The organism is Psychroserpens luteolus (assembly GCF_021032705.1).
Lineage (GTDB): Bacteria > Bacteroidota > Bacteroidia > Flavobacteriales > Flavobacteriaceae > Psychroserpens > Psychroserpens luteolus.
Genome location: NZ_JAHVXI010000002.1, coordinates 673,833 through 698,654 on the forward strand (window position 1 = coordinate 673,833; position 24,822 = coordinate 698,654).

Below are 24,822 nucleotides of genomic sequence, written 5' to 3' on the forward strand. Positions count from 1 at the left end.
ATATTAAAATTAGCCCTTTTTTACTCCTTTGATTATTCTGTCCTTTCCCGATAGATCTTTTTTAAGCTCAATGTGTTTAAAATTAAAATCAGTTAAAAGCTCAATCATTTCCTCACCGAGATATTCATTAATCTCAAAATATAAAACCCCATTATCTTTCAAGTGCGTTTGGGAAAATTCACAAATCGCTTTATAGAATTGCAACGGGTTTTTATCATCTACAAACAACGCTAAGTGCGGCTCATGATCTAGTACATTGGGTTTTATTTCGATTTTCTCCAAATGTCGCACGTAAGGTGGGTTTGAGACAATAACATCATAATCATGAGATCCCGAAACAGGTTTAACATAGCGAGGATTTAAAATATCATCTGTTATAAAGTTTACATCTACAGTATTAATCTCGGCATTTTGTTTTGCTATGATTATAGCATCTTCGGAAATATCAACAGCAGATACACTTGCATGTTCAATATGCTTTGCTAATGAAATAGCAATACAACCTGTACCTGTTCCTATATCAAGAATCTTACAAGACTGTCCTTTAAAATCTTCCAAGATTAAAGCCACTAACTCCTCAGTTTCTGGTCTCGGAATTAATGTATATTCATTAACCTTAAATAGCAAACCAAAAAACTCAGTTTCTCCTAAAATATACTGGATAGGTTTTTCTAATTTCAACTGACTCAAAGTCTCAAATAGTGGCTGCTCTTCTATTTTTGTAATCGAATAATCAGGCTCCATTAAAAGATGTACCCTATCGAGTTTCAAATAATGACCAATAACAAGATTGAAGAACGCATCTACTTCATTTTTTCCGTAGATTACATCTAACTCTTTATGATAAATATCCTGAATATCCTTTAACCTCATAGTGCTTTAGTCATCCAAACACCACAAGAATAGTGTCCTGTATTACCTAAAGGTTCGTTCCTGTGCTCAAATCCGAATTGCTCATAGATATGGATAGCCGCTTTAAGTTGCGATGCCGATTCTAAATAGCAAGTCTCAAAACCAAAATCTTTGGCAGCCTCTAAACATTTGGTAAACATTTTTTTACCAAACCCCTTTCCTCTAACTTTAGGCGAGAAATACATTTTTTGAAGCTCACAAACATTGCCATCGTAGTCTTTTAATGGCTTGATTCCTCCTCCACCTAAAACTTCTTTATCATTTGCAACTACATAATATATTTCTTTATCACCTTGATAAGATTCATACATAAAAGGTGTTTCAGCATCTTCATAAGCCGTGCCTTTCAACGGAATTTTAAATTCTGGAAAACAACCTTTGATTATGGCTTCAATTTGCGAATTATCTTCTGGACGAATTTCTCTAATAATGATATTATCTTGACTCACTTTATTGTAGTATTTTTGCTTTCTAATTTCGGTATGAAGATACAGATAAATCTATTTTAAAGAGATGAGAAAATTCATTTTATTATTAACAGTATCACTAGTCTGTTTTAATTGTAGTGTTAATGAAAAACCCCTGTTTGTTGCTATTGAAGATATTAAACTTGATGAGTCTACGTCAAAAACAATAACATTAAAGGCTAATGCGATTTTTCAAAACCCTAATGATGTAGGTGGCCGATTAGAAAGTGATAACATTTCGGTATATGTTAATGATGTGAAAGTTGCCCATGTATCTTCTGAAAGTTTCAAAGTACCAGCAAAAAAAGAATTCACCATTCCTCTAAAAGTTAAAGTAGATACAGATAGTATTTTAAGAAGCGACAATAAGAATATACTTGGAAATATTTTAAACAGTGTCATTAATAAAGAAATCAAAGTTCAATATAAAGGTGATATTATCTACAAAACGCTTGGATTCTCATATACTTATCCTGTAGATGAAACCGAAATGGTAAAAATTAAATTTTGACCGCACACGAAAACTATATAGAACGTTGCATCGCTATTGCAAAAAAAGGATTAGGTTCCACAGCACCAAACCCAATGGTTGGTTGTGTGATCGTATATCAAAATCAAATTATTGGTGAAGGTTATACTAGTACTTATGGTGGCGCGCATGCAGAGGTAAATGCTATTAATTCTGTTAAGATCAAAAGCTTGCTCAAAGAAGCTACGCTATATGTCACGCTAGAGCCTTGTGCTCACTTTGGAAAAACACCGCCTTGCAGTGACCTTATTATTAAACATAATATTCCCAATGTAGTGATTGGATGTATTGACGATAATGAGCAAGTAGCTGGACAAGGTATTGCCAAGCTAAAAGCAGCTGGATGTCATGTGATTGTTGGTGTTTTAGAACATGAATGCAAAGTACATCACAAACGTTTTTTTACATTTCATAATAAAAAGAGACCTTATATCATATTGAAATGGGCCGAAACCAAAGACGGTTTTATTGCACCTATTTCGAAAGATAAAAAACAACCTGTTTGGATTACAAATGTGAGCTCTAGACAACTTGTGCACAAATGGCGCGCAGAAGAGCAAGCCATTTTAGTTGGCACAAATACAGTTCTAGAAGATAATCCGAGTTTGACGGTTAGAGATTGGACAGGAAATCAGCCAATTAGAATCGTTATTGACAGGACAAATAAATTATCCCAAGATTATTTGGTATTCGACTCAAAAGCTGAAACATTGATTATTTCAGAAGAAAACACGGATTTCGAAAAACCGCTTCCGCAACAAATCGGAGCATTATTACATTCAAAAAATATTAATTCAGTCATTATAGAAGGTGGTGCAAAAACGCTTCAAGCATTTATAGATGAAAATTTCTGGGATGAAGCCAGAGTATTCACTGGAGCTTCAATTTTCTCTAAAGGAACTAAAGCTCCACAATGTTCTGGACAACTCATTTCAGAAACACCTATCCTTGAAGATTCGTTAAAAATATATGTCAACAATTAAAACTATTATTTTCGATTTTGGAGATGTCTTTATCAATTTAGATAAACAAGGTGCTATGCAAAATGCACTAAATCTATTTCAGTTGGAAGATCTTCCTGAGGACCTGATTGCCATAAATACCTTGTATGAACAAGGCCTGATATCTACAAAAGAGTTCATAGCATTTTATACTGATAACTTTCCTCATTTATCTCAAAAAGATATTGTTAATGCTTGGAATTTCATATTGAAAGACTTTCCTATTCATCGCCTAGAGTTTCTCAAATCACTTGTAAAAGATAATAACTACCAGCTCATTTTACTGAGCAATACTAATGATTTACACATCACATGGATTAAAGACAGGGTTTCATTCTATGATGAATTTAAAACCTGCTTTCATAAATTTTATCTGTCTCATGAAATCAAATTAAGAAAGCCTAATAGAGATATTTACGAATTTGTATTAACAGAAAACAATCTAAAAGCTGAAGCCTGCTTATTTATAGATGACACTAAAGCTAATACAGATGCCGCTTCTAAACTAGGTATCCACACATGGAATATTGATGAAACCAAAGAGGATGTCATCAATCTATTCAACATTAAAAAAGACTTATTTTGATATATCTCTTACTTAGTATTGCAGCGTCTACAGGTATATTCATACTATTTAAACTTTTCAACACATATAGAATCAATACGCTTCAGGCTATTGTTGTTAATTATCTCACAGCTTGTTTATTTGGATTGTGGATCTATGACGAGCCTATTGTTATAAAAGATATTATAAAGTCTGAGTGGATTTATGGTGCAGTAGGTTTAGGATTCTTATTTATTGCAGTTTTTAACATTATGGCTTTAACAGCCCAACGCAACGGACTCTCAGTAGCTTCTGTTGCAGCTAAGATGAGCGTGATTATTCCTGTAATATTTGGAATATATGTTTATAATGAAGGGGTTGGTTTTCAGAAAATTTCAGGTATTATTCTAGCGCTTGTAGCAGTATACCTTGCTTCAGTAAAACCAAAAACATCAGATAATATAACAAAAGGTCTATGGTTACCTCTATTATTATTTATAGGTACTGGAGTTATAGACACTTCGATAAAATATGTGGAAACCACATATTTACCGGAAAACGGAATTCCTATCTTTTCAGCCACAATTTTTTCCTTTGCTTTTTGTATTGGCGCCATTTTGTTATGTATCAAAAGCACTAAAAGCTTAGAAAAATTTCAGCTTAAAACAGTTTTAGGAGGAGCTATTTTAGGTATTATCAATTATTTCTCCATTTATTATTTACTTAAAGCATTGAATCACGAAAATCTGGAAAGCTCCACCCTATTTACAATTAATAATGTAGCGATAGTAATGGTATCGACACTATTAGGGGTTTACCTATTTAAGGAAAAAATTTCTAAAATGAATTGGATTGGAATAGCGCTCGCTATTATTTCGATAGTAATAGTAACTTTGGCCTAAATGAAAGATACCGATATTTACAAAACAATAACCAAGCCTTCTCCCGAGGTTTTATTTAAAGACCGAAATAGCAAGTTTTTTGGTTATGCCTTTCCAGTGACTTCAGAAGACGAAGTAAAACACCATATAGATGTTCTAAAAAAACAACACCACCAAGCAAGACATTGGTGTTACGCTTATCAATTTGGTACGCAAGAAGAAGAGCTTGTCTATAGAGCTAATGATGATGGTGAACCAAATAATAGTGCCGGAATGCCAATTTATGGTCAAATTCAATCTTTTGAAGTAACCAACATACTGATTGTCGTTGTGCGCTATTTCGGAGGCACAAAATTAGGTGTGGGCGGATTAATAAATGCATACAAAACTGGAGCTCAATTGGCACTTGAGGCCTCTACAATTATATCAAAAACGGTCAATGTAGACTATGCTATCTCTTTTGATTACAAAAACATGAATAAAGTGATGAGGATTGTAAAAGAGAAACATCTAAATATTATAAATCAAACGCTAGAATTGAGTTGTGAAATTATAATTTCAGTAAGATTAAAAGATGCACAATCTATTTTTGAAATTTTTGATGCACTTTACGAGATTAACATTAAGAAGTTGAACGATTAAATTTGCAGTTTGTCTAAAATATAATCTGGACATCTTGTAGGCCGATTCTTATGAATATCCATAAATACCAAAATAGAATTTCCCGTTGTTAAAATTTCATCGTTTTCATTTACAATTTCATAATCAAATTCTATTTTCGCTGTTGGTTTTTTAACAAGTTTAGTTTTTACTTTAATGAGGTCATCATAACACGCTGACTTTTTGTAATTTATATGTAATGAAATTACAGGTAACATTATTCCGTCATCTTCCATTTCTTTATAAGAAAATCCCATTTTACGTAGCCATTCTGTTCTTCCCATTTCAAAATATTGTGCATAATTACCATGATACACAACTCCCATTTGATCTGTTTCACCATAACGCACTCTAAATTGTATTTCATCAGATTTGGAAACATTCACCATAGTTTTTGATATTTTTTTTGTATTTTCGAATCGATTTAAACATGAGGAAAAAATTCTAGAAAATCAACCCATTTTGATTTTTTTATTAAAAATTTTGTTCACATATTTGTCATGTTAAAATTACACAGAGAAACTCGAATTTCTCTTTTTTTTGCTAACTAACTAACAATACAAAAATTAACTTAGAGAATGGATGTAACTGCGCAATCGGTTTGGACTAACTGTCTGTCATTTATAAAAGACAACATACAACCTCAAGCCTATAAAACTTGGTTTGAGCCTATAGTAGCAGTAAAACTTACAGATAACGCTTTAAGTATTCAAGTGCCAAGTAAATTTTTCTATGAGTGGTTAGAAGAACACTACGTGAAAATTTTAAAAGTAGCCCTTACCAAACAATTAGGTGAAACCGCCAAATTGGTTTACGTTATCAAAATGGAAAACACTTACGGTAATAAACAACCGTTTACAGAAAAGATTCCTAGTTCTAATCGTGGTGCTTTGAAATCTCAAGATGTAGATGTTCCATTAAATAATAAAAATCCTGAACTCAAAAATCCATTTGTAATTCCTGGAATTAGAAATGTAAAAATTGAGTCTCAACTTAATCCAAACTACAGTTTCGAAAATTTCTTAGAAGGTGATTCGAACCGTTTAGCTAGAAATGCTGGTTTAGCAGTAGCAAATAAGCCTGGTGGCACATCGTTCAATCCTTTATTAATATTTGGAGGTGTAGGACTTGGAAAAACACACTTAGCACATGCTATTGGTGTTGATATTAAAGATAAGTATCCTGAAAAAACAGTATTATATATTTCAGCTGAAAAATTCACACAACAGTATATTGATTCTGTAAAGAAGAATAATAGGAATGATTTTATTCATTTCTACCAAATTATAGATGTTCTTATCATTGATGATGTACAATTCTTATCTGGAAAATCAGGAACGCAAGATGTATTCTTCCATATCTTTAATCATTTACATCAAAACGGAAAGCAAGTCATTCTAACAAGTGACAAAGCGCCTGTTGATATGCAAGATATTGAACAACGCTTACTATCTCGTTTTAAATGGGGTCTTTCTGCAGAATTACAGAGTCCAGATTTTGAAACACGTGTGTCAATTCTTAAAAATAAACTATATCGTGATGGTGTTGAGATGCCAGACGAAATCATTGAATACGTCGCTAAACATATTAAAACCAATGTTCGCGAATTAGAAGGTGCTATAATTTCTTTAATTGCGCAATCGTCGTTCAATAAAAAAGAAATCACAGTTAACCTCGCTAAAGAGATTGTTGAGAAATTTGTCAAAAACACCAAACGTGAAGTCTCTATAGATTACATCCAAAAAGTTGTTTCTGATTATTTCCAAATGGATGTGAGTACACTTCAATCTAAAACGAGAAAACGTCACATTGTTCAAGCCAGACAATTAGCGATGTTCTTTGCTAAAAAATACACCAAAGCATCACTAGCAAGTATTGGTTCTCAAATTGGAAAACGTGACCATGCTACGGTTCTTCACGCTTGCAAAACTGTGGACAACTTATCTTCTACAGATAAGCAGTTTAGAAAATATGTTGAAGATCTTTCAAAAAAATTATCGCTTTAAATCATTATCATGACTAGTATTCTAATGGTATGCTTAGGCAATATTTGTCGTTCGCCATTAGCTCATGGCATTTTGCAATCTAAGCTTTCTCAAGACCATTTTTATGTCGATTCGGCCGGAACTGCCAACTACCATGTTGGGGATTTGCCTGACAGGCGTTCGATTGCTGTAGCCAAATCGTATGGTATAGACATTTCAAATCAACGCGGGCGACAGTTTAAAGTATCAGACTTTGACACCTTCGACTTTATTTATGTCATGGATCAATCAAATTTTGACAATGTGGCTAAACTCGCCAGAAACAATAAAGACATTGCAAAAATTAAGCTTATTCTAGAAGTTGATAATTCTGTTAATGATAAAAGAGTTCCAGATCCGTATTATGGTGATATTTCAGATTTCGAGCATGTATTTTCTCTTCTAGATAGAGCCTGCACGATTCTTTCTAAGGAGTTGACAAACAGTTCTAGATAATGAATTTGTAAATAAACTCTTATTTTTTTTCGTATTTTGTAAAAAAAATTCCTTAAAATCTAGAAAAATGAAAAATTTAACTCTTTTACTAGCCTGCTTTGTCATATCTCTAAGTTACGGCCAAAACGTCAACTTAGAAGTTTTTGCAACTGGGCTTTCTAGCCCTTTAAATTTAAAACACGCTGGAGACGACAGGTTATTTGTAGCCGAACGTGCAGGTGTTATTAAAATTATAAATGCCGATGGTTCTGTAAATGCCACTCCATTTTTAGACATTGACCCTAGAGTCACAAATAATGGAGGTGAACAAGGCCTACTAGGTATTGCATTTCATCCCGATTATGCAACTAATGGCTATTTTTATGTAAATTTCATTGATAATAATGAAAATACAATAATTTCTCGATTCACAAGAGCTACCGCTAATACTGCAGATTCGAGCTCAGAAGTTATTCTACTTACTATAAATCAACCTTTTTTTAACCACAATGCTGGCGATATGCATTTTGGTCCCAATGACGGTTATTTATACATCTCTACTGGTGATGGTGGATCTGGTGGAGACCCAGGAAATAGAGCTCAAAATCTTACAACACTGTTAGGTAAAATGTTAAGACTTGATGTTAATGTAACTCAAGCCCAAATAGATGCAGGTACAACATATCTTATTCCTAATGACAATCCTTTTGTTGGTAATTCTTCCGCTTTAGATGAAATATGGGCTTATGGTTTAAGAAATCCATCACGATTTTCTTTTGATCGTTCTAATGGAGATCTTTGGATAGCTGATGTTGGTCAAAGTAATCGAGAAGAAATCGATCGAGTTCCATTTACATCATCAGGTGGTGAAAACTATGGCTGGAAGTGTTTTGAAGGCACCTCAACATTTAGTAGCGTTACAGGGTGTAGTACAATCACTCACACAGCACCTGTTGCTGAATACAACTATGGTGGCAACCCTTTTAAATGTGCTATAACTGGAGGTTTTCGATACAGAGGAACTGCACAACCTAATTTGCAAGGTTTATATTTTTTCGCTGATTATTGTAGTGATGAGATTGGGGTAGTCGAAGAAACCTCAACAGATGTGTTTCAACTTAATTTTATCGACCGATTTGTAGGCCATGGTTTCTCAGCTTTTGGAGAAGATGTAAATGGTGAATTATATACTGTAGGGCTAGATAATGGAACTATATCACGAATTATTGATGACAATTTAAGTGTAAATGAGCAAACAATAGATGCTATTAAAATGTATCCAAATCCAACAAAAAACTCACTCACTTTTGATTTCTTAAACGCATCTGGCCAAATAAGCAATATCAACATACATGATATTCAAGGCAAGTTGGTGCAATCACAATCTAATTTTAATGAACAGTTGGTGACCATAACTACAAAATCTTTAACAAGCGGATTGTATATTGTAGAAATCATGGGAACAAATGGTGAGAAGAGTGTGCGCAAACTAATAGTAGAGTAACTAATGAATTCAAACTTCGGTAAGCTATATCTTATTCCAACACGTCTAGGCGATAATCCTCCACTCGAGGTTTTACCCATTTCAGTAAAAAAAATTATTGAACTAGTAGACGACTATATTGTTGAAAATGAAAAGACAGCAAGACGATTTATAAAAAAGGTAGATTCGCGGAAACAACAATCTACCTTAAACTTTAAGATTTTAAATAAGTACACACAACCAGAAGAAATTGAAAATTTTCTTGATGATTGTAAAAGTGGCAAGCCTATGGGATTGCTTTCTGAAGCTGGTTGCCCTGGAATAGCAGATCCTGGAGCAGATATTGTAAAATTGGCTCACAATAATAACATTCAGGTAGTACCACTGGTTGGTCCTTCCTCTATAGTATTAGCATTAATGAGTTCGGGAATGAATGGACAAAGTTTTGCTTTTAATGGCTACATTCCTATCGATAAACAAGAACGGAAAGCCACCTTAAAACGATTGGAGCGCTTATCATTTGAACAAAATCAAACGCAGTTATTTATTGAAACACCCTATCGTAATAATAAGATCTTAGAAGATATATGTGCTACACTTCATAAGAATACACGTGTATGTGTGGCCTGCGATATTACCCTACCTACAGAATATATTAAAACCATGACTGTCGGTGAATGGAAACACACTAATATTGATCTGCATAAACGTCCCGCTATTTTTGTGATTCATAAGGATTAAAACACAACATAGTAAACGTAATTCTTACAATTCAAATCATATAATAGCACCAAATAAAAAAATATACCTGATGAAAAAAGTCGTAACCATTATTTTAGTCTCAGCATTTATGATGCTAAGCTTCTCATGTAAACAAAATGTAAATAATGTGACAACGATTAATGAAGACACGTTTGAAGTTAATGCCGACAATGAAAAGATTAAATTAGCAGTAAAAGAGGCACAAGAAACTCTTGATCATTTCATCGAAGAACTAAGTAAGCATGCAAAAGACACCAATTATTGGTTTGTTGTAAAAAGTAAATTTGAAAGTGCCGATTATAATGAACATATGTGGGTAAGCACATTAGGTTTTGATAACAATCAATTTACTGGGATTTTAATTAATGAACCATATTGGGTACAAAATGTAAGTATTGGCGATACCGTTAAAATTATTAGAACTGATATTGAAGATTGGGTAATCACCAATGATGTAAAACAAATTTCCGAAGGCGATTTTACGGAAAAATATCTGTTTGAAGAACAGTAACAGCTTAGAGCTATAGATAGAAAAAAAACAATTTTCAATCTATAGATCACCATTTCTCTGTCTAATAAAACACCAACCATCTTATCTGAATTCAGCGTGATTCACACTAATTTCACACTTTTTTGACATTTCAAATAAAGCTTAATCTGCTATATATCATACATTTATAACTATGAATTAATAGATATATATCATATGAAAAAGAATAGAATAATTTTTAGCACAGCTCTTATTGTTTTTAGCTTAGTGGTTTATGGGGTATTAAACGTTGATACTAAAGTAACAGATCAAACTGAAATTTCTGAAGATAATCGACTTGCTTCTATTACTGGAGTTTCTAAAAACATGAAAAAAAATAGTCCTCGCTTTTTTTATTCAGTAGGCACTAGATATGATGCTATTAAAAAATCTGACCTCATCAAAGCCAAATCTATAACTGATTTCTTATCAAAACAACAAATGCCTCCTTTAGAATCTTACCAGTCTGTCAGTATTATTGTAGTTAAAGATAACAAGCAAACTAATTTTGTTGCACTAAGCAAGGATGATAAATTATCTAAATCTCAAATCGAGCTATTAAAAGCAGCTGACTTTTCAACAAATATTTTAGTAAGAGGAGATTATGAACAAATAAACGAAGAAACATTGCAAACCAAATACGACTATTGGTGTCCGCACTTTACAATTGTTCCCAATCAACAAGCTGAATATATAGATGGAGAAGACGCACTTATAACATATCTCGAAGAACGTGGTCATAGTCTATTAGGACATATAGACCAAGAAAAACTCAATTCTGCAAAGGTTTACTTTACAGTAACACAGCAAGGCAAGATTACTAATACCAGAATTGAATCAAACTCAAGTGACCCAGATATTGACAAGAAGATAATTGAAGTAATTAACACAACATCAGGAGCATGGAAACCAGCAAAGAATGTCAATGGAGAGTATGTGGATCAAGAACTCGTATTTTCTTTTAGCATAGGATGTTAAACTCACACGATACATATTTAAACTAAAAAAAGCCACATATACTATGTGGCTTTTCAACTATTCATTATCAATCTATTATAATGTAGCTTTCGCTTTCTTATCTGCTTCTATAAATGATGTATCATAGCCTGAAAACTTCTTCATGTAATGTCTTACTGTTGTTCCATAAGCATCAGAGAAATTATTACCTCCATAGCTTCTTAAAAACTTCTTCACACTACCAGGACCTGCTAGGTGAGCTGCAGCTAAAATACCAGATTCTGTAATCTCTACACCACTAATTTTCTTTCCAACAAAACGTTTGATATCCTTTCTTAGAATCCATTTATTACGTTCTGCATTCGCTAAAAATGCCTTTTCTTGTAACTCCGGATTGTATAAAAATTGTGTTGGATTGTAAATTCCGATCATTTTTAAGGTTTCGGCTCCAAACTGATATTTACCCAAATAACCAAGCGTATTTACCGTAAAGTAATTTCCTCTGGATTCTTTAAATGCTAAAGCCTCCTTAAACCCATGATACGATTTACCTAAATATGGGAAATATGTATGTGTTGACTGAAACGGGTTAGATAATTCTGCAGAAGTATTTACATCATCAGAAGCATCTTCAGTAAAAGCCATTTCCTTAGATATGTTGTAATCCAGTTCTAAACCTTCAGTTGAATAATCGGCATAATTGATCGATTGTTCAGGTTTAAGTGCCATATAAAGTGTGACACAAATAGCTAATGGTACAACAAAATAATTACCTACTTTTTTAATCATAATAGCTAATTTTAGTAAGTCAAAATTGTCCCCTTGTATGACTTACAAATTGCGCCTGCAAATATACGCTTTTTTCTATATATTTAAAAATAAGCTGTTAAAGTGTTGTTAAAAGTAGATATAGTGGAGCTTTATGCCATTTTTCCCGTTGAATTCAATAGCTGGAAATGGCACCTTAATTACGTTCAAAACGTCAAATACAGTCCTCAACACTCGAGAATTTGTCTGTATTCTAGACAAATCTACGTCTAAACTCAGGAAGAATTGTCGTCTCCTGTCTTGAGTTATAAATATATTATCAACATTTTCATTTTTTCCGGTGAGCATTCCTTCTGCACTATAGCCAACTGCGACATTAATCCACTTAGGAATTTTACTTTCTTTAAAGAACGAATGTAAATTAGCACTTAACCAATAGGTTTGACCATTATAATCTTTTAGCATTTCCTCTAGAAACCCTTCGCCTAATTTATCTGGCCGCTGACTGGCGTATTGTGTTTGATGAAATGAATATTTCATTGTGATACGTTGTTCATCCCAAAGCAATTCTTGCCCAATATATAATCCCGTTCCTAATCCGTTAGCAACCATATCTGACCATGAAAATCCCCATTCTTCAGAATAACCATCAAAGATTTCAACGGCTGTCAAAAATCCGAAACCTAATGTCGCTCCAAAGACGAGCTGATCCTTTTTGCCTACTCCACTCCATCTCAATGTATTTGCGCCTATTCGTCCGAGTTGATATGAAGAAAACACATGACCCAATTTGTCCATTTGCAGCCATTCATCTGTATCATCAATGGTCTTAAATTTTGATCTTGGAAAATCAGCATACCACAATTGATCCAATCCTACTAATGTTAAAGAAGCTAAAGAAGCTTGAGTGATGACTACAGCGTTTCGTCTTGATTTATTTAATGTATCACTGATTTTTAAAAAAGAATCTATCTTAGATTGCGAACTTACTGAAAGTGCAACCATACAACAAAATGAAAAAAGAATGTAACGACTTATTGACATTATTTATTTATCCCTTGTGACGATAAGTAACGTTGATATTCTCTTGCATTAACATTATGCTGTGTTAGAGTTTTTGCAAACTTGTGAAATCCAAGTTTTTTTGCATTAGCAGCAAAATAAAGGTAATTGTGTTTTTCGTAGTTCAACACAGCATTAATTGCTGAAATATCAGGCATAGCAATAAGACCTGGAGGCAAACCTGCATTCATATAAGTATTGTAAGGTGATTTAATCTCTTTATGTTTATTTAGTACACGTTTAATCACTGTATTCTTATATTCAGGCAATTGATATGCAGCAAATCTCAATGTAGGATCAGCTTGAAGTGGCATTCCTATGCGAATACGGTTCATATATACACCAGCTATCCTTGGTTGCTCACTGGCTTGCTTCGACTCTTCGTGAACTATAGACGCTAAAGTCATTACTTGGTCTCTGGTCAAACCAATAGCCTTTGCTTTTGCTGTTCTGCTACCATTCCAAAAACTAGCATACTCTTTGAGCATTCGGTCTCTAAAACCTTCTGGTGATGTATTCCAGAAAAACTCATAGCTGTTGGGAATATACATTCCTAAGGCCGTTTGTTTAGTAAACCCACTTGTCTTCAAAAACGTATCATCGGTCATCACAGCAATAAGTGATGTACTGTCTGCATCGATTTGAACACTAATACGACCTGCTAATTTCTCTATACTCTCTTGATTATTAAAAGATATCTTAACAGGAATATTATTGCTTCTAATAGAATTGATAATATCATTATTGCTCATTCCTTTTTTAATCACAAATCGACCTGCTTTTAAATTGGTCGTGTATTTTTTTCGTTCTGCTAATGCATCAAAATTGTCTATATCTTTAAGTAAAGGTTCTAGCTGTACTCTAACATCTTTATAAGTATCACTTTTAGAGACAAAAATATAGGCTTCGTCATTATTGAAATTTGTATTAGGTGCTATCATAGCATTGTATACATAAAAACCAAAATATGCAGCAACAACCAAACCGACTAAAGCAATAGCCCAAAGTATTTTTTTTAAGTACATTTAATTAAATAGTATTTGTAATAAGTATTCATTTTTATAAGAACCATTCACATAGTTCCAATCTTTTTTTAGTCCGATAATTTCAAATCCTTGATTTTCAAATAGTTTCAAGCTCACACTATTATCTTCGGAAATATTACAAAATAACTGATGCATATCTAAATGAGATGTGCAATAGTTTATTAATAATTGTAAGGCCTCCTTTCCATAACCCTTTTGTCTATTGGCAGATTCTTTAATCAAAATACCAACACCAGCTCGCCTGTTTTTAAAATCAAAATCAAATAAATCTATCATACCAAGCGCTTTATCATTAGTATCACAGATAACCAAGCGTAATTGCTTGACTTCAAAAATATCTTTATGTGCTTGTTCTAAATATTGTTTAATTAAGAACTTAGAATATGGTGTAATCGTATTACTAATCTCCCAAATATCCTGATTATTCTCAATCTCATGAATAAATTCAAGATCTTCTGGCTCTAATGCTCTTAAATAAATATGTGTGCCTTTAAGTGTTTTCATTAGATCTCGCCTTTAAAAACTAGAGTTGCTGGACCTATAAGCCATATATTCTTATAAACATTTTCATGCCTTTCAAACGACACTTGAAGAGTTCCTCCTTCAGTTTGCAAAGTAATGATATCCTTAGTGGTCTCACCAATATAGTTCATTGCCAAAGCAACAGCAGTAACTCCCGTTCCGCATGAATAAGTCTCATCTTCAACACCTCTTTCATAGGTTCTAACAGAAAAATTATCATCAGTATTCTTACTAACAAAATTCACATTACTACCAGCTTCGTTGTAAAGTGGACTTGTTCTAATTTGTCTTCCGATAGTTTTTACATCAAACTCACTTAAACGATCTGTCATTTGAACATGATGTGGTGAGCCTGTATCCAAAAACGTATGTGATTCATGCACATCGATATCATCAACATCTTGCATTTGTAAGCTTACCAAGCCATTTTCTATTTTAGCCTTATGCAAACCATCAATAGCTTCAAAAGTGGCTTCATTCTCTATAACACCCAAATAGTTGGCAAAAGCTGTGATGCAACGACCACCATTTCCACACATTGAACTTTCATTTCCATCAGCATTAAAATATACCATTTTAAAATCACATGATTCATGATCTTCTAAAAGTATCAAACCATCTGCTCCAATACCAAAACGTCTATCACACAAAAAGGCAATACGCTTGGTGTCTTTCTTGTTGAAAGTTTGCCGACGATTATCAATTATTACAAAGTCGTTTCCTGTTCCTTGATATTTATAAAATGTAAATGCCATACGTGTTGCAAATATATAAATTATGACGCGATAATTGTGCTGTTAAATGAGCGTTAAATTCAACGTTAAAAATCGTTAAAGTTGAATTTCAATTTCAATAAATAACTAAATTTAATCGTTAAATACGCTATTAAACATTTTAAAAACCTAATAACTTATGAAAAAGATTTTAACCTTAGTATTTGTGTCTGTTTTAGGTGGAATTATTGCATTATCTACCTACACTCACTTTATAGAAAAAGAACAAATCATAACTGTAACTGAAAGCTCAAATGAGCCTCAGTTTTTAAACGCAAGCTACAATACAAAAACAGCCAATCTCATTAATGGAGAACAATCAGATTTCACATTAGCAGCTGAGAACACTATAAATTCTGTGGTTCACGTAAAGAACACCTCTATTGTAAGTGGTGCTCTTACTTTTGAAGATTTATTCTACGGAAGACGCTCTCAACGTGCTCAAGTTGGAACTGGAAGTGGTGTTATCATTGATAAAAATGGATATATTATCACCAACAATCATGTTATAGCTGGTGCAAGCAACATTTCAATTACCTTAAATGATAACAGAGTATTTGAAGCAGAACTAATTGGTACTGATGAAAAAACTGATATTGCGCTTTTAAAGATTGATGCAGAAGAAGATTTACCTGCTATAGAGTTTGGTGATTCAGATCATGCAAAAGTAGGTGAATGGGTTTTAGCTGTTGGCAATCCTTTTAACTTAACATCTACAGTTACTGCAGGAATTATTAGTGCAAAATCTAGAGACTTATCTGGGAGAAATTCTCAATCCTTCATTCAAACGGATGCTGCTGTAAATCCAGGAAATTCTGGAGGCGCTTTGGTGAATTCTAACGGACGACTTATAGGCATTAACACAGCGATTAGCTCAAGAACAGGTTCATATATAGGGTATTCATTTGCAGTACCAAGTAATATTGCCAGAAAAGTAGTTCAAGACATTATGGAATATGGAGATGTTCAAGAAGGTGTTCTTGGTGTGTCTATTTTAAATAGAAACTCAGATGAAGCTAAAGAACTAGGTGTTAGTGAAATTCAAGGGGTCTACATTAGTAATGTTGAAGATAACTCTGGTGCTAAAAAGGCTGGTATTAAAAATGGAGATATTATCAGAAAGTTAGATAATGTTGCGATCTCGAAGTTTTCAGATTTAAGTGGTTATATAAAAACCAAACGTCCTAATGATGTTGTTAATGTTGAAATTGAAAGAGACAGTAAAGTAAAGATTATACCTGTAACACTGTCTAAAAGTGATATTATAAGTGTTGAGTTTATTAATATGGAATTACGTAACCTTCCGTCTAAATTAAAAAAGGACTATAATATTAAAAATGGAGTTATCGTGCAAGATAATAAAAATAAGTTTCTCTATTCTAAATTAGGCATCAGACGTGGTTATATCATTACAGGAATAAATGATATTACAATACATAGTGTGGAAGATATTACAAAGTTTACAAAAAAGTATGGCGAAAATGCTCAAGAAAACATTTTCAAACTAGAATATTTAAATACAGATCTAGAACGAAAAGAAGTCATCTTTAGATAGATATAAATTAAATGTATACAAACCCCTTCAGAACATAAAATTTTGAAGGGGTTTTTATTTTATCAAAAAACGCTACGAAAACGTTTGAAATATATTATTTTTGCAAAAATTTTTAAACACACAACACACTAAATCATTTACAATGGGTTTGAACGGAACTTATGAAAAAGAACTTGCTTTTCAGGCAGATCGTAGAAGAGCTACAGTTGAATTTATTAAAATTGTTAGCGACCTTTGGTACGATAAATCAATAGAATTGGTGCTATTTAGAAACCAATTAATTGATCGCAATGTGAGCGAAATTTTAAATCTTCACGAATATGCTGGAGAGTTTGTGCAGAAACCAATTTCAATTTTTGACTCTGTAGAAATTGCCCAAGCTATTAAAACTCTAGACCTTCCTCCTGCTAAATTAGACATTGGAAAGTTAACGTATGAGTTTCATTTAGAAGATCAAAAATATAGTAATGCTACAGGTTTTGTTGCAGCTAAACTTAAAGACGCAAAGAAAAATAAAGCCATACAACCTAAGGATGTTGTTCTTTATGGTTTTGGTAGAATTGGTCGTCTAGTGGCAAGAGAATTAATGACTCGAACCGGAAAAGGGAGTCAATTACGTTTAAGAGCTATCGTTACTCGAGGTGCCATAGATCAGGTTGTTTTAGAAAAAAGAGCATCATTACTACGTAATGATTCTGTACATGGAGATTTTCCTGGTACTGTTGTTGCAGATGCTAAAAACAGCGCCTTAATTATTAATGGAACTACTGTAAATGTTATCTCGGCAAATGCTCCAGAAGACATCGACTATACCAAATTAGGTATCAATAATGCCTTAGTTATTGATAATACTGGTGCTTTTAGAGATGACGAAGCTTTAGGAAGACATTTAAAATCTAAAGGTGTAGAGAAAGTATTATTAACAGCTCCAGGTAAAGGTGTTCCTAATATTGTTCATGGTGTAAATCACCTTGAAAACAATCCTGATAAAGTAGATATCTTTTCAGCAGCATCATGCACTACAAATGCAATTACGCCTGTTTTAAAAGCTATGGAAGATACATTTGGAGTTGTAAGTGGACATTTAGAAACGATTCATGCCTATACAAATGACCAAAATTTAGTGGATAATTTCCATAAAAAATACCGTCGTGGAAGAGCTGCGGCACTCAACATGGTTATTACTGAAACTGGTGCTGGTAAAGCGGTGTCAAAAGCCTTACCTTCTCTTGAAGGAAAACTAACTTCTAATGCTATTAGAGTTCCTGTTCCAAATGGTTCTCTAGCTATTTTAAATTTAGAATTAGAAAAAGAAGCCTCTGTTGAAGGTATTAATACCATCATGAAAAAATATGCACTTGAAGGTGATTTGGTTGAACAAATTAAGTATGAAATGAGTGACGAATTAGTATCTAGTGATATCGTTGGAAGTTCTGCGCCTTCAATATATGATAGCAAAGCTACAATTGTTCGTGGCGATGGAAAAAATGCCATTCTTTACATCTGGTATGATAACGAATATGGCTATAGTCATCAAGTTATTAGGCTTGCAAAATACATTGCGAAAGTAAGACGTTTTTCATACTACTAGTCTGTATAATACTATTAAGATAAATCCCATTTTGTTTAAAATGGGATTTTTTTGTTTATCAAAGCAACCTTTTAAGGATTTCTGCATCTAGTAAATAGAACTATTAAATCAATTGCTATGAAAAAGAAATCTTTTGTGATGCTAATACTCTTATGCTTTAGCCTCAGCCTCCATTCCTGCTGGTTTTTCGGTCCTGAAGAGGAAATTATTACTACTCAAATTGAAGAGTATTACGAACCCGTAATTATGCAACGTTCAGATTTTGAAAACACGACGAGCCTTCAATCTACAGCAGAGGTGATTGTTAATTCAGGAAAAATTTATGTTAAGGGCAATTATATTTTTGTCAATGAACGCAATAAAGGATTTCATATTATTAATAATACAGACCCTTCAAATCCGCAAAATATAGCTTTTCTTAATGTGTTAGGGTCTTCAGATCTGACTATTAAAGGAGAATCAATTTATGTCAATAATGCAACCGATTTATTAGCACTCACTTTAGATCCTCAAAATGGAACTATGGAAATCACCAAACGCGTTCCTAATGCATTTCCTCAACTAAGATCTCCATTTGGGACTTCTTTCTATGGAATTCAAGAGAATGAAATTATTGTAGACTGGACTATAAATGAAAACATCTAAAACGCAAAACTTAACGATTATGAAAAAATATATCATTTTATTAGTTATCGGACTTATGTTGAGTTGTGATTCCGACAGTTCAAGTAACTCAGATAGCTCCTCAAATGAGACTGGAAAAGCAGGCTCTTTAGCGCGTTTTACAACATATAACGACTATTTGTATACCGTTGATGATCAAAACCTAAATGTATTTAGCATCGTCAATCGCGAAGAACCTGTAAAAGTTAATAAGCTTATCATTGGCTTTGAAATTGAAACCTTATTCAATTACAAAGAATATCTATACATAGGTTCCCAAAACGGCATGTACATTTATAGTGTGCAAAACCCTGAACAACCAGAATACTTATCTGATGTACAACATTTCACCGCATGTGATCCTGTAGTAGCCAATGCAACTCATGCCTATGTGACTTTACATGCCGATATTGGTTGTGGTACTACTATTAATATTCTAGAGATTTACGATGTTACAGATGTGGTTAATCCTGTTTTAATTTCTAGTAGAAACTTAACTAAGCCTATCGGATTAGGATTATACAATGATTATCTTATCGTATGCGACGATGAAGTGAAAATTTTTGATGTGTCAGATCCCGAAAATTCGGTCTTAGTTCATGCTATTAACCGAGATGCTTTTGATGTTATTGTTAACAACAACACCTTAATACTCATTGGCGAAAACGGATTATACCAATACAGTCTCAATCCAAATAGCATTCAAAACACAGAAGAATTAAGCACTATCAACATCTAAAATCAACTTTCATTCGTATATAATTTAGCCTCACATTTAGTGAGGCTTGATGTTTATATCAACATCCTGATTTACACCTAAATTATCATATAAATTATTATATTGCTACCATAAATTAAGCTATTAAAACTCAACCAAACCAAAATGAAATTTTTTAAGACGCTATTATTCACAGCCCTCACAGTATTATGTTTCTCTACGGCTTCTGCACAAACAGCCAATAATGAAGAAAAATTATCATTAAATAGTGGAACAATCGACAATCAATTTGAATATGTTATTAGACGTTCAAACAGTTGGCAAGATTATAAAACGGTAAAGAAAACTTGGTTATATGCACTCAAGGCACATACCATCGATTCGCTTAATGCAGTTCATAAAGATCTAAACGACACACGTGCTGTTGTAGAAACTCAAGCTAAAGAGATTGAAGGTTTAAAAGCTAATCTTGCAAACACCAAAACAAGTTTAGATAATACCATTGCAGAAAAAGATAGTATGGTACTTTTTGGAATGCAAACGAGCAAACCTAACTACAGCTTGATTTTATGGAGTATTGTTGGTGTATTGTCGGCTTTATTGTTATTTTTTATCTACAAGTTCAAAAACAGTAATGCCATCACTAAGCAAGCCAAAAAGACCTTAGCCGAAACCGAAGAGGAATTTGAAGAACACCGACGTGTCGCATTAGAGCGTGAGCAAAAAGTAAGACGTCAATTACAAGACGAAATCAATAAACAGAAGAATAACGGATAATTGGTTCTTCGGAACTATGAAATCGCTAAAGATTTAAATAAAAATCTGTAACTTTAGGTTACAGATTTTTTTTATGACCATATATCACGCACAACTGAGAGATTTAGAAGGATTGATTAATTTGTTTGATGGCTATCGTGTCTTCTATAAGCAGGATTCTAATCCAGCGGCAGTTAAACGTTTTTTAACACAACGCATCGTTAAAAATGACTCTATTATCTATATTGCCTATGTTGATGATGAAGCTGCCGGATTTACCCAACTGTATCCTTTACTGTCATCTGTATCTATGAAACCAATGTATTTGCTTAACGACTTATATGTGCATTCTAAGTTTAGAGGTCAAGGGATTGGCGAAGCTTTAATCAATCGTGCAAAACATTTATGCCAATCTGAAAATAATAAAGGTATGGCAATACAAACAGCTTTTGATAATCCCGCACAACGGTTATATGAACGTTTAGGTTTTGTTAAAGACACCGATTTACATTTTTTTTGGAGTAATAAATAAGGAGTCAATATAGAGTCGAGGTATTTATGCCGATATCATCATTGACTACCCAAGAAACACTCAAGACTTTTTTAGAAAAATCATGAGTGATCTCGAGACTGATGATCTCGCTATAAAAACTGCTTTGGACATGATAAAAGGTTAAAAAAAATGCTAATTTTAAATGAAACAAATACTATTAATCATTACATTAATTTTAAGTTGTAGCTGTCAAACTGAAGATCAAATGAAAGCAAATCAAAAAGACATCGTAAAAAACTATATCACATCCTATAACAATTTTGATATAGATGGTATGATTAAGGATTGTCATCAAGATGTCATTTTTGAAAACATATCTAATGGAGTTGTAGATTTAAGAACCGAGGGATTAAAAGCATTTAAAGTTCAGGCCGAATCGGCAAAGCAGTATTTCAAAGAGCGAACACAAACAATAACGTCTTGGGCGCATAAAAACACGACTGTCACTATTGATATTGATTATAAAGCCATATTGGCTGTGGACTTACCAAACGGACTTAAAGCTGGAGACACTTTAGAATTAAAAGGACAATCTGAATTTGAATTTCTCAACGGAAAGATCAAAAAAATTACAGATAAGAGTTAATTCATTTATCTTTGCTGTCTTAATTATCATCCATGCGCATAGACATTATAACCGTTCTACCAGAATTATTGAGAAGTCCGTTCGAAGCTTCAATCCTTAAACGTGCTATCGAAGCTAATTTGGTAAGCGTCCATTTTCATAATTTACGAGACTATGCTACAGGTGGTTACAAAGCTATAGATGATACTCAATTTGGTGGTGGCGCAGGTATGGTTATGATGATCGAACCTATTGATAAATGTATTTCAAAATTACAAAGTGAACGTACGTATGATGAGATCATTTATATGACACCAGACGGCGAACGTCTCAACCAAAGTATGGCCAATCAAATCTCACTAAAAAAGAATATCATCATTTTATGTGGGCATTATAAGGGTGTTGACGAACGTGTTCGTGATAAATTTATTACACGAGAAATCTCTATAGGTGACTATGTTCTGTCTGGTGGTGAATTAGGTGCAGCAGTCTTATGTGATGCCATTATTAGATTGATTCCTGGTGTGTTGGGAAATGAAACCTCTGCCCTAACCGATTCGTTTCAAGATGGACTATTAGCGCCTCCTATCTATACTAAGCCGAGAGAATATGATGGTATGAAAGTACCTGAAGTATTATTTAGCGGAAATTTTCCTGAAATAGAAAAATGGCGAGAAGAACAAGCGTATAAACGAACCAAAGAGCGTCGACCAGATTTATTGGACGACTAACTCTTCATTAAATATAATCATCATGTTAGAATCGACAGAATATTTATATACTATAAGTGCGGTTGTAAATGTCCTAGCAATGCTTTTAGTGACAGCGGCCAGTATCATTATATTTATTAAAAATAGAACCATAACTACAACCATCGTATTTATTGGTGCCATACTAATGGTGATTACGACAATAATTGGTTTTCTAATAAATATATTTTCAACAAGTGATAATTTTGAAATGATGTTTAAAGTAAGAGGAGCCATGGCTATTTTATCAAGTCTATCTTATGGACTCTTTTGTTTTGGTTTATTCTTTTTTGCTCTTGAGTATTTTAAAAAGCCAATACCCAAGAATGAATTCTTGGACTAATGCGTTAAGGATTGACAGCATTGTTGGAGCTCCTCGTAGAGAGCGACTGCAAAAAGCCTGGCGTTTGGCTTGGTAAAAAGCCAAACGAAACGCCCAAAAAATTATTGATTAATAATTGCGCATTATCAATTATTAATTATCTTTGCACCACTTTTGGATTAACCTCTGGCGAGAATCGTGAATGTTGGTTTGAAACAACTTTATAAACACAATAAAATGAGTTCTTTAGTAAAATTTGTACAAGACGAATTTGTAACAAAAAAAGATTTTCCAGAATTTGGAGCAGGTGATACAATCACAGTGTATTACGAAATTAAAGAAGGAAGCAAAACGCGTACACAGTTCTTTAAAGGAGTGGTATTGCAAGTAAAAGGATCTGGTACCTCACAAACATTTACCATTAGAAAAATGTCTGGAACTATTGGAGTAGAACGTATCTTCCCAATTAACTTACCTGCACTTCAAAAAATTGAAGTGAACAAAAGAGGTAAAGTTAGAAGAGCAAGAATCTACTACTTTAGAGGTCTTACTGGTAAGAAAGCTAGAATTAAAGAAGTTAGAAGATAGTAAGCTTCGACCACATAATTTCAAAAGAGCCTTGACAAATGTCAGGGCTTTTTTAGTTATGAACTTTTGTTAATAACTACGGTTTATAAAATGTGAATATCTAAATTGGTTAAAAATTTGGAATTTTCAAACAAAAACATACTTTAGCTAAACAATTAACAACAAACCTAGTTTGGTTTTGAATTAAGTTTCGAATTTATGTTAAATTGTAATAAAGCAACGTTCTTTATATAGTATTGTTTTTTGAGGTTTTGTAAACTGCAGGTGTAAGCGTGTAAGTAGCAGAATCATGAAGCTTGAGGTAAATTAGATGTGTAAGCAGGTGATTTGGTTGAAGCGGAAAGCTTTGAAAAAGTAACAGGAGCGAAAGTGAATGTGAAAAGGATGAGCAATGTTTATTGAGGCATTCCAACACGAAAGTGAAAGATTAAGAGAAATAAACATCAAGGAAAACAATCTAAAACGAAACCGATTAGTAGCAGGTCAATACATTTTGAAAGTTATGAAAGGTTTCATTGAAATAGTGAAGCTTGAACCGAAAAAGGCAAGAGAACGCAAGTTCAATTGTTTTGATTTTAACAGTGATGTTAAATAGGTCACGTGTAGCTATCTCAAAAAAGCCATGTCAAAGTAGTTCTGCTACAGTGATATGGCTTTTGTTTTTTATATGTACTCCTTTTTATAACTTTGATTACTAAACTATAGCCTATATGAACGTTCCCTTTATTAGTGATAAAACCTATAAGAACATAAACTACACCAACACTAACCTTCCTAAAGCTGAATACGATAACTGCACTTTTATTAATTGTAATTTTTCAGAATCCTATATCTCTACTATTAGTTTTATGGATTGTGAATTTATCGATTGTAATTTTAGCATGGTGAAAGCAAAAGATGCCATTTTTAAAGATGTCTTATTTAATAATTGTAAGTTGGTAGGTTTTCCATTTCATGACTGTAATTCTTTCTTAATGTCTATGACCTTTAAATCATCGCAATTAAACTTCGCTTCTTTTCAAGATTTGAAATTAAAAGAGACCACTTTTGACCAATGCTAGTTAGAACAAAGCGATTTTACCAATACAGATCTGAGTGGTTCTAAATTCAATAATTGTAATTTACATCAAGCTGTTTTTGATCACTCTAATTTGACAAAAGTTGATTTCACCAATTCATATAATCTATCAATTAATCCAGAAATCAATATAATTAAACATGCTATATTCTCTAAAGAAAATGTACTAGGACTCTTAGATACTTATCAAATTAAGATTGAGGCCTAATTTTTAACTCCTTTTTCTGAAATTGATAAAAATAACGTCATAAATTATCGATTTCATAATTTCTTACATAAAAGAACATACTTCAATAAAAAGCACTGTTTATGCGAGTTTTACATTTCTA

At 33.1% G+C, this 24,822-nt stretch carries 30 protein-coding genes and 1 pseudogene; 23 read left to right on the top strand and 8 right to left on the bottom strand.

The genetic code is table 11. The annotated features are described in order from the left end of the window. Positions 1-9 precede the first annotated feature (9 nt). Both prmC and KWG70_RS08735 read right to left on the bottom strand, forming a co-directional pair. Positions 10-873: a peptide chain release factor N(5)-glutamine methyltransferase gene (gene prmC / locus KWG70_RS08730; RefSeq protein ID WP_230935621.1), complete on the bottom strand. Its 864-nt coding sequence runs from the start codon at positions 871-873 to the stop codon at positions 10-12. Beyond that, positions 870-1,361: a GNAT family N-acetyltransferase gene (locus KWG70_RS08735; protein ID WP_230935622.1), complete on the bottom strand. Its 492-nt coding sequence runs from the start codon at positions 1,359-1,361 to the stop codon at positions 870-872. The genes prmC and KWG70_RS08735 overlap by 4 nt, the downstream gene beginning before the upstream one ends. A 64-nt stretch (positions 1,362-1,425) precedes the next feature. Between KWG70_RS08735 and KWG70_RS08740 the strand changes: the two genes are divergently transcribed. Genes KWG70_RS08740 through KWG70_RS08760 form a run of 5 tightly spaced genes read left to right on the top strand, consistent with a single transcriptional unit; the run spans position 1,426 to position 4,976 of the window. Continuing rightward, complete coding sequence (locus tag KWG70_RS08740) at positions 1,426-1,890, top strand: NDR1/HIN1-like protein (protein WP_230935623.1); 465 nt, start codon at positions 1,426-1,428, stop codon at positions 1,888-1,890. After that, on the top strand, positions 1,887-2,891 hold the full coding sequence (gene ribD / locus KWG70_RS08745) for a bifunctional diaminohydroxyphosphoribosylaminopyrimidine deaminase/5-amino-6-(5-phosphoribosylamino)uracil reductase RibD (RefSeq protein WP_230935624.1): 1,005 nt from the start codon (positions 1,887-1,889) through the stop codon (positions 2,889-2,891). Before KWG70_RS08740 ends, ribD begins: the two co-directional genes overlap by 4 nt. After that, positions 2,878-3,495, top strand: a complete 618-nt coding sequence (locus tag KWG70_RS08750) for an HAD family hydrolase (protein ID WP_230935625.1) — start codon at positions 2,878-2,880, stop codon at positions 3,493-3,495. The genes ribD and KWG70_RS08750 overlap by 14 nt, the downstream gene beginning before the upstream one ends. Beyond that, complete coding sequence (locus KWG70_RS08755; protein WP_230935626.1) at positions 3,492-4,355, top strand: DMT family transporter; 864 nt, start codon at positions 3,492-3,494, stop codon at positions 4,353-4,355. The genes KWG70_RS08750 and KWG70_RS08755 overlap by 4 nt, the downstream gene beginning before the upstream one ends. Then, on the top strand, positions 4,356-4,976 hold the full coding sequence (locus KWG70_RS08760) for an IMPACT family protein (RefSeq protein WP_230935627.1): 621 nt from the start codon (positions 4,356-4,358) through the stop codon (positions 4,974-4,976). Here KWG70_RS08760 and KWG70_RS08765 read toward each other — a convergent pair. Next, complete coding sequence (locus KWG70_RS08765) at positions 4,973-5,383, bottom strand: acyl-CoA thioesterase (protein ID WP_230935628.1); 411 nt, start codon at positions 5,381-5,383, stop codon at positions 4,973-4,975. The two genes, KWG70_RS08760 and KWG70_RS08765, sit on opposite strands and share 4 nt — an antisense overlap. A gap of 189 nt (positions 5,384-5,572) precedes the next feature. Here KWG70_RS08765 and dnaA point away from each other — a divergent pair, with 189 nt between their 5' ends. The 6 genes from dnaA to KWG70_RS08795 all read left to right on the top strand — a co-directional run bounded on the left by dnaA (position 5,573) and on the right by KWG70_RS08795 (position 11,205). Continuing rightward, positions 5,573-7,000, top strand: a complete 1,428-nt coding sequence (gene dnaA / locus KWG70_RS08770; protein ID WP_230935629.1) for a chromosomal replication initiator protein DnaA — start codon at positions 5,573-5,575, stop codon at positions 6,998-7,000. Between the two features lie 9 nt (positions 7,001-7,009). Continuing rightward, positions 7,010-7,474 carry a low molecular weight protein-tyrosine-phosphatase gene (locus KWG70_RS08775; RefSeq protein ID WP_230935630.1) on the top strand — a complete coding sequence of 155 codons (465 nt, stop codon included), beginning with the start codon at positions 7,010-7,012 and terminating at the stop codon, positions 7,472-7,474. 67 nt (positions 7,475-7,541) lie between these two features. After that, positions 7,542-8,957 carry a PQQ-dependent sugar dehydrogenase gene (locus tag KWG70_RS08780; protein ID WP_230935631.1) on the top strand — a complete coding sequence of 472 codons (1,416 nt, stop codon included), beginning with the start codon at positions 7,542-7,544 and terminating at the stop codon, positions 8,955-8,957. 3 nt (positions 8,958-8,960) lie between these two features. Next, complete coding sequence (locus KWG70_RS08785) at positions 8,961-9,677, top strand: SAM-dependent methyltransferase (RefSeq protein ID WP_230935632.1); 717 nt, start codon at positions 8,961-8,963, stop codon at positions 9,675-9,677. A gap of 70 nt (positions 9,678-9,747) precedes the next feature. Then, entirely contained in the window at positions 9,748-10,209 is a 462-nt protein-coding gene (locus tag KWG70_RS08790) for a DUF2314 domain-containing protein (RefSeq protein WP_230935633.1), read from the top strand. A 195-nt stretch (positions 10,210-10,404) separates the two neighbouring features. Then, positions 10,405-11,205 (top strand): energy transducer TonB, encoded by an 801-nt coding sequence (locus KWG70_RS08795; RefSeq protein ID WP_230935634.1) that lies wholly within the window; start codon positions 10,405-10,407, stop codon positions 11,203-11,205. Positions 11,206-11,280: 75 nt separating this feature from the next. Here the strand turns inward: KWG70_RS08795 and KWG70_RS08800 are convergent, their stop codons facing one another. From KWG70_RS08800 to dapF, 5 genes are all read right to left on the bottom strand, one after another. Continuing rightward, entirely contained in the window at positions 11,281-11,973 is a 693-nt protein-coding gene (locus tag KWG70_RS08800; RefSeq protein WP_230935635.1) for a peptidoglycan-binding protein LysM, read from the bottom strand. A 108-nt stretch (positions 11,974-12,081) separates the two neighbouring features. Beyond that, positions 12,082-12,957 carry a DUF2279 domain-containing protein gene (locus KWG70_RS08805; RefSeq protein ID WP_230935636.1) on the bottom strand — a complete coding sequence of 292 codons (876 nt, stop codon included), beginning with the start codon at positions 12,955-12,957 and terminating at the stop codon, positions 12,082-12,084. Positions 12,958-12,995: 38 nt separating this feature from the next. Beyond that, positions 12,996-14,039, bottom strand: a complete 1,044-nt coding sequence (gene mltG, locus KWG70_RS08810) for an endolytic transglycosylase MltG (protein ID WP_230935637.1) — start codon at positions 14,037-14,039, stop codon at positions 12,996-12,998. Then, complete coding sequence (locus tag KWG70_RS08815; protein WP_230935638.1) at positions 14,040-14,564, bottom strand: GNAT family N-acetyltransferase; 525 nt, start codon at positions 14,562-14,564, stop codon at positions 14,040-14,042. Beyond that, positions 14,564-15,337 (bottom strand): diaminopimelate epimerase, encoded by a 774-nt coding sequence (gene dapF / locus KWG70_RS08820; protein ID WP_230935639.1) that lies wholly within the window; start codon positions 15,335-15,337, stop codon positions 14,564-14,566. Before dapF ends, KWG70_RS08815 begins: the two co-directional genes overlap by 1 nt. A 157-nt stretch (positions 15,338-15,494) precedes the next feature. Here dapF and KWG70_RS08825 point away from each other — a divergent pair, with 157 nt between their 5' ends. From KWG70_RS08825 to KWG70_RS08880, 12 genes and pseudogenes are all read left to right on the top strand, one after another. Continuing rightward, complete coding sequence (locus KWG70_RS08825) at positions 15,495-16,910, top strand: trypsin-like peptidase domain-containing protein (RefSeq protein WP_230935640.1); 1,416 nt, start codon at positions 15,495-15,497, stop codon at positions 16,908-16,910. 142 nt (positions 16,911-17,052) lie between these two features. Continuing rightward, a complete protein-coding gene (locus KWG70_RS08830; RefSeq protein ID WP_230935641.1) occupies positions 17,053-18,501 on the top strand; it encodes a glyceraldehyde-3-phosphate dehydrogenase in 1,449 nt (482 codons plus the stop codon). Positions 18,502-18,618: 117 nt separating this feature from the next. Beyond that, entirely contained in the window at positions 18,619-19,146 is a 528-nt protein-coding gene (locus tag KWG70_RS08835) for a hypothetical protein (protein ID WP_230935642.1), read from the top strand. Between the two features lie 19 nt (positions 19,147-19,165). Next, entirely contained in the window at positions 19,166-19,903 is a 738-nt protein-coding gene (locus tag KWG70_RS08840; protein WP_230935643.1) for an LVIVD repeat-containing protein, read from the top strand. A gap of 144 nt (positions 19,904-20,047) precedes the next feature. Then, entirely contained in the window at positions 20,048-20,659 is a 612-nt protein-coding gene (locus KWG70_RS08845; protein ID WP_230935644.1) for a tRNA (guanine-N1)-methyltransferase, read from the top strand. A gap of 73 nt (positions 20,660-20,732) precedes the next feature. Then, on the top strand, positions 20,733-21,170 hold the full coding sequence (locus KWG70_RS08850) for a GNAT family N-acetyltransferase (protein ID WP_230935645.1): 438 nt from the start codon (positions 20,733-20,735) through the stop codon (positions 21,168-21,170). Between the two features lie 163 nt (positions 21,171-21,333). Further along, positions 21,334-21,777: a nuclear transport factor 2 family protein gene (locus tag KWG70_RS08855; RefSeq protein WP_230935646.1), complete on the top strand. Its 444-nt coding sequence runs from the start codon at positions 21,334-21,336 to the stop codon at positions 21,775-21,777. A gap of 32 nt (positions 21,778-21,809) precedes the next feature. Further along, positions 21,810-22,487, top strand: coding sequence for a tRNA (guanosine(37)-N1)-methyltransferase TrmD (gene trmD, locus KWG70_RS08860; RefSeq protein ID WP_230935647.1), 678 nt, complete (start codon positions 21,810-21,812; stop codon positions 22,485-22,487). A 22-nt stretch (positions 22,488-22,509) separates the two neighbouring features. Continuing rightward, positions 22,510-22,848: a hypothetical protein gene (locus KWG70_RS08865; protein ID WP_230935648.1), complete on the top strand. Its 339-nt coding sequence runs from the start codon at positions 22,510-22,512 to the stop codon at positions 22,846-22,848. Positions 22,849-23,064: 216 nt separating this feature from the next. Then, positions 23,065-23,415: a 50S ribosomal protein L19 gene (rplS, locus tag KWG70_RS08870; protein WP_230935649.1), complete on the top strand. Its 351-nt coding sequence runs from the start codon at positions 23,065-23,067 to the stop codon at positions 23,413-23,415. Positions 23,416-24,125: 710 nt separating this feature from the next. Continuing rightward, a complete protein-coding gene (locus tag KWG70_RS08875) occupies positions 24,126-24,476 on the top strand; it encodes a pentapeptide repeat-containing protein (protein ID WP_230935650.1) in 351 nt (116 codons plus the stop codon). Positions 24,477-24,497: 21 nt separating this feature from the next. Then, positions 24,498-24,701: pseudogene (locus KWG70_RS08880) on the top strand (pentapeptide repeat-containing protein); the annotation flags it as partial. Positions 24,702-24,822 lie beyond the last annotated feature (121 nt).

Coding starts and splice junctions, on each gene's coding strand:
- KWG70_RS08850 (WP_230935645.1), top strand. CDS start 20,733: ATGACCATATATCACGCACAACTGAGAGATTTAGAAGGATTGATTAAT.
- KWG70_RS08750 (WP_230935625.1), top strand. CDS start 2,878: ATGTCAACAATTAAAACTATTATTTTCGATTTTGGAGATGTCTTTATC.
- dapF (WP_230935639.1), bottom strand. CDS start 15,337: ATGGCATTTACATTTTATAAATATCAAGGAACAGGAAACGACTTTGTA.
- KWG70_RS08815 (WP_230935638.1), bottom strand. CDS start 14,564: ATGAAAACACTTAAAGGCACACATATTTATTTAAGAGCATTAGAGCCA.
- KWG70_RS08840 (WP_230935643.1), top strand. CDS start 19,166: ATGAAAAAATATATCATTTTATTAGTTATCGGACTTATGTTGAGTTGT.
- prmC (WP_230935621.1), bottom strand. CDS start 873: ATGAGGTTAAAGGATATTCAGGATATTTATCATAAAGAGTTAGATGTA.
- KWG70_RS08805 (WP_230935636.1), bottom strand. CDS start 12,957: ATGGTTGCACTTTCAGTAAGTTCGCAATCTAAGATAGATTCTTTTTTA.
- KWG70_RS08875 (WP_230935650.1), top strand. CDS start 24,126: ATGAACGTTCCCTTTATTAGTGATAAAACCTATAAGAACATAAACTAC.
- KWG70_RS08740 (WP_230935623.1), top strand. CDS start 1,426: ATGAGAAAATTCATTTTATTATTAACAGTATCACTAGTCTGTTTTAAT.
- rplS (WP_230935649.1), top strand. CDS start 23,065: ATGAGTTCTTTAGTAAAATTTGTACAAGACGAATTTGTAACAAAAAAA.
- KWG70_RS08855 (WP_230935646.1), top strand. CDS start 21,334: ATGAAACAAATACTATTAATCATTACATTAATTTTAAGTTGTAGCTGT.
- KWG70_RS08785 (WP_230935632.1), top strand. CDS start 8,961: ATGAATTCAAACTTCGGTAAGCTATATCTTATTCCAACACGTCTAGGC.
- KWG70_RS08795 (WP_230935634.1), top strand. CDS start 10,405: ATGAAAAAGAATAGAATAATTTTTAGCACAGCTCTTATTGTTTTTAGC.
- mltG (WP_230935637.1), bottom strand. CDS start 14,039: ATGTACTTAAAAAAAATACTTTGGGCTATTGCTTTAGTCGGTTTGGTT.
- KWG70_RS08790 (WP_230935633.1), top strand. CDS start 9,748: ATGAAAAAAGTCGTAACCATTATTTTAGTCTCAGCATTTATGATGCTA.
- KWG70_RS08765 (WP_230935628.1), bottom strand. CDS start 5,383: ATGGTGAATGTTTCCAAATCTGATGAAATACAATTTAGAGTGCGTTAT.
- trmD (WP_230935647.1), top strand. CDS start 21,810: ATGCGCATAGACATTATAACCGTTCTACCAGAATTATTGAGAAGTCCG.
- dnaA (WP_230935629.1), top strand. CDS start 5,573: ATGGATGTAACTGCGCAATCGGTTTGGACTAACTGTCTGTCATTTATA.
- KWG70_RS08835 (WP_230935642.1), top strand. CDS start 18,619: ATGAAAAAGAAATCTTTTGTGATGCTAATACTCTTATGCTTTAGCCTC.
- KWG70_RS08800 (WP_230935635.1), bottom strand. CDS start 11,973: ATGATTAAAAAAGTAGGTAATTATTTTGTTGTACCATTAGCTATTTGT.
- KWG70_RS08780 (WP_230935631.1), top strand. CDS start 7,542: ATGAAAAATTTAACTCTTTTACTAGCCTGCTTTGTCATATCTCTAAGT.
- KWG70_RS08830 (WP_230935641.1), top strand. CDS start 17,053: ATGGGTTTGAACGGAACTTATGAAAAAGAACTTGCTTTTCAGGCAGAT.
- KWG70_RS08865 (WP_230935648.1), top strand. CDS start 22,510: ATGTTAGAATCGACAGAATATTTATATACTATAAGTGCGGTTGTAAAT.
- KWG70_RS08775 (WP_230935630.1), top strand. CDS start 7,010: ATGACTAGTATTCTAATGGTATGCTTAGGCAATATTTGTCGTTCGCCA.
- KWG70_RS08760 (WP_230935627.1), top strand. CDS start 4,356: ATGAAAGATACCGATATTTACAAAACAATAACCAAGCCTTCTCCCGAG.
- KWG70_RS08825 (WP_230935640.1), top strand. CDS start 15,495: ATGAAAAAGATTTTAACCTTAGTATTTGTGTCTGTTTTAGGTGGAATT.
- KWG70_RS08845 (WP_230935644.1), top strand. CDS start 20,048: ATGAAATTTTTTAAGACGCTATTATTCACAGCCCTCACAGTATTATGT.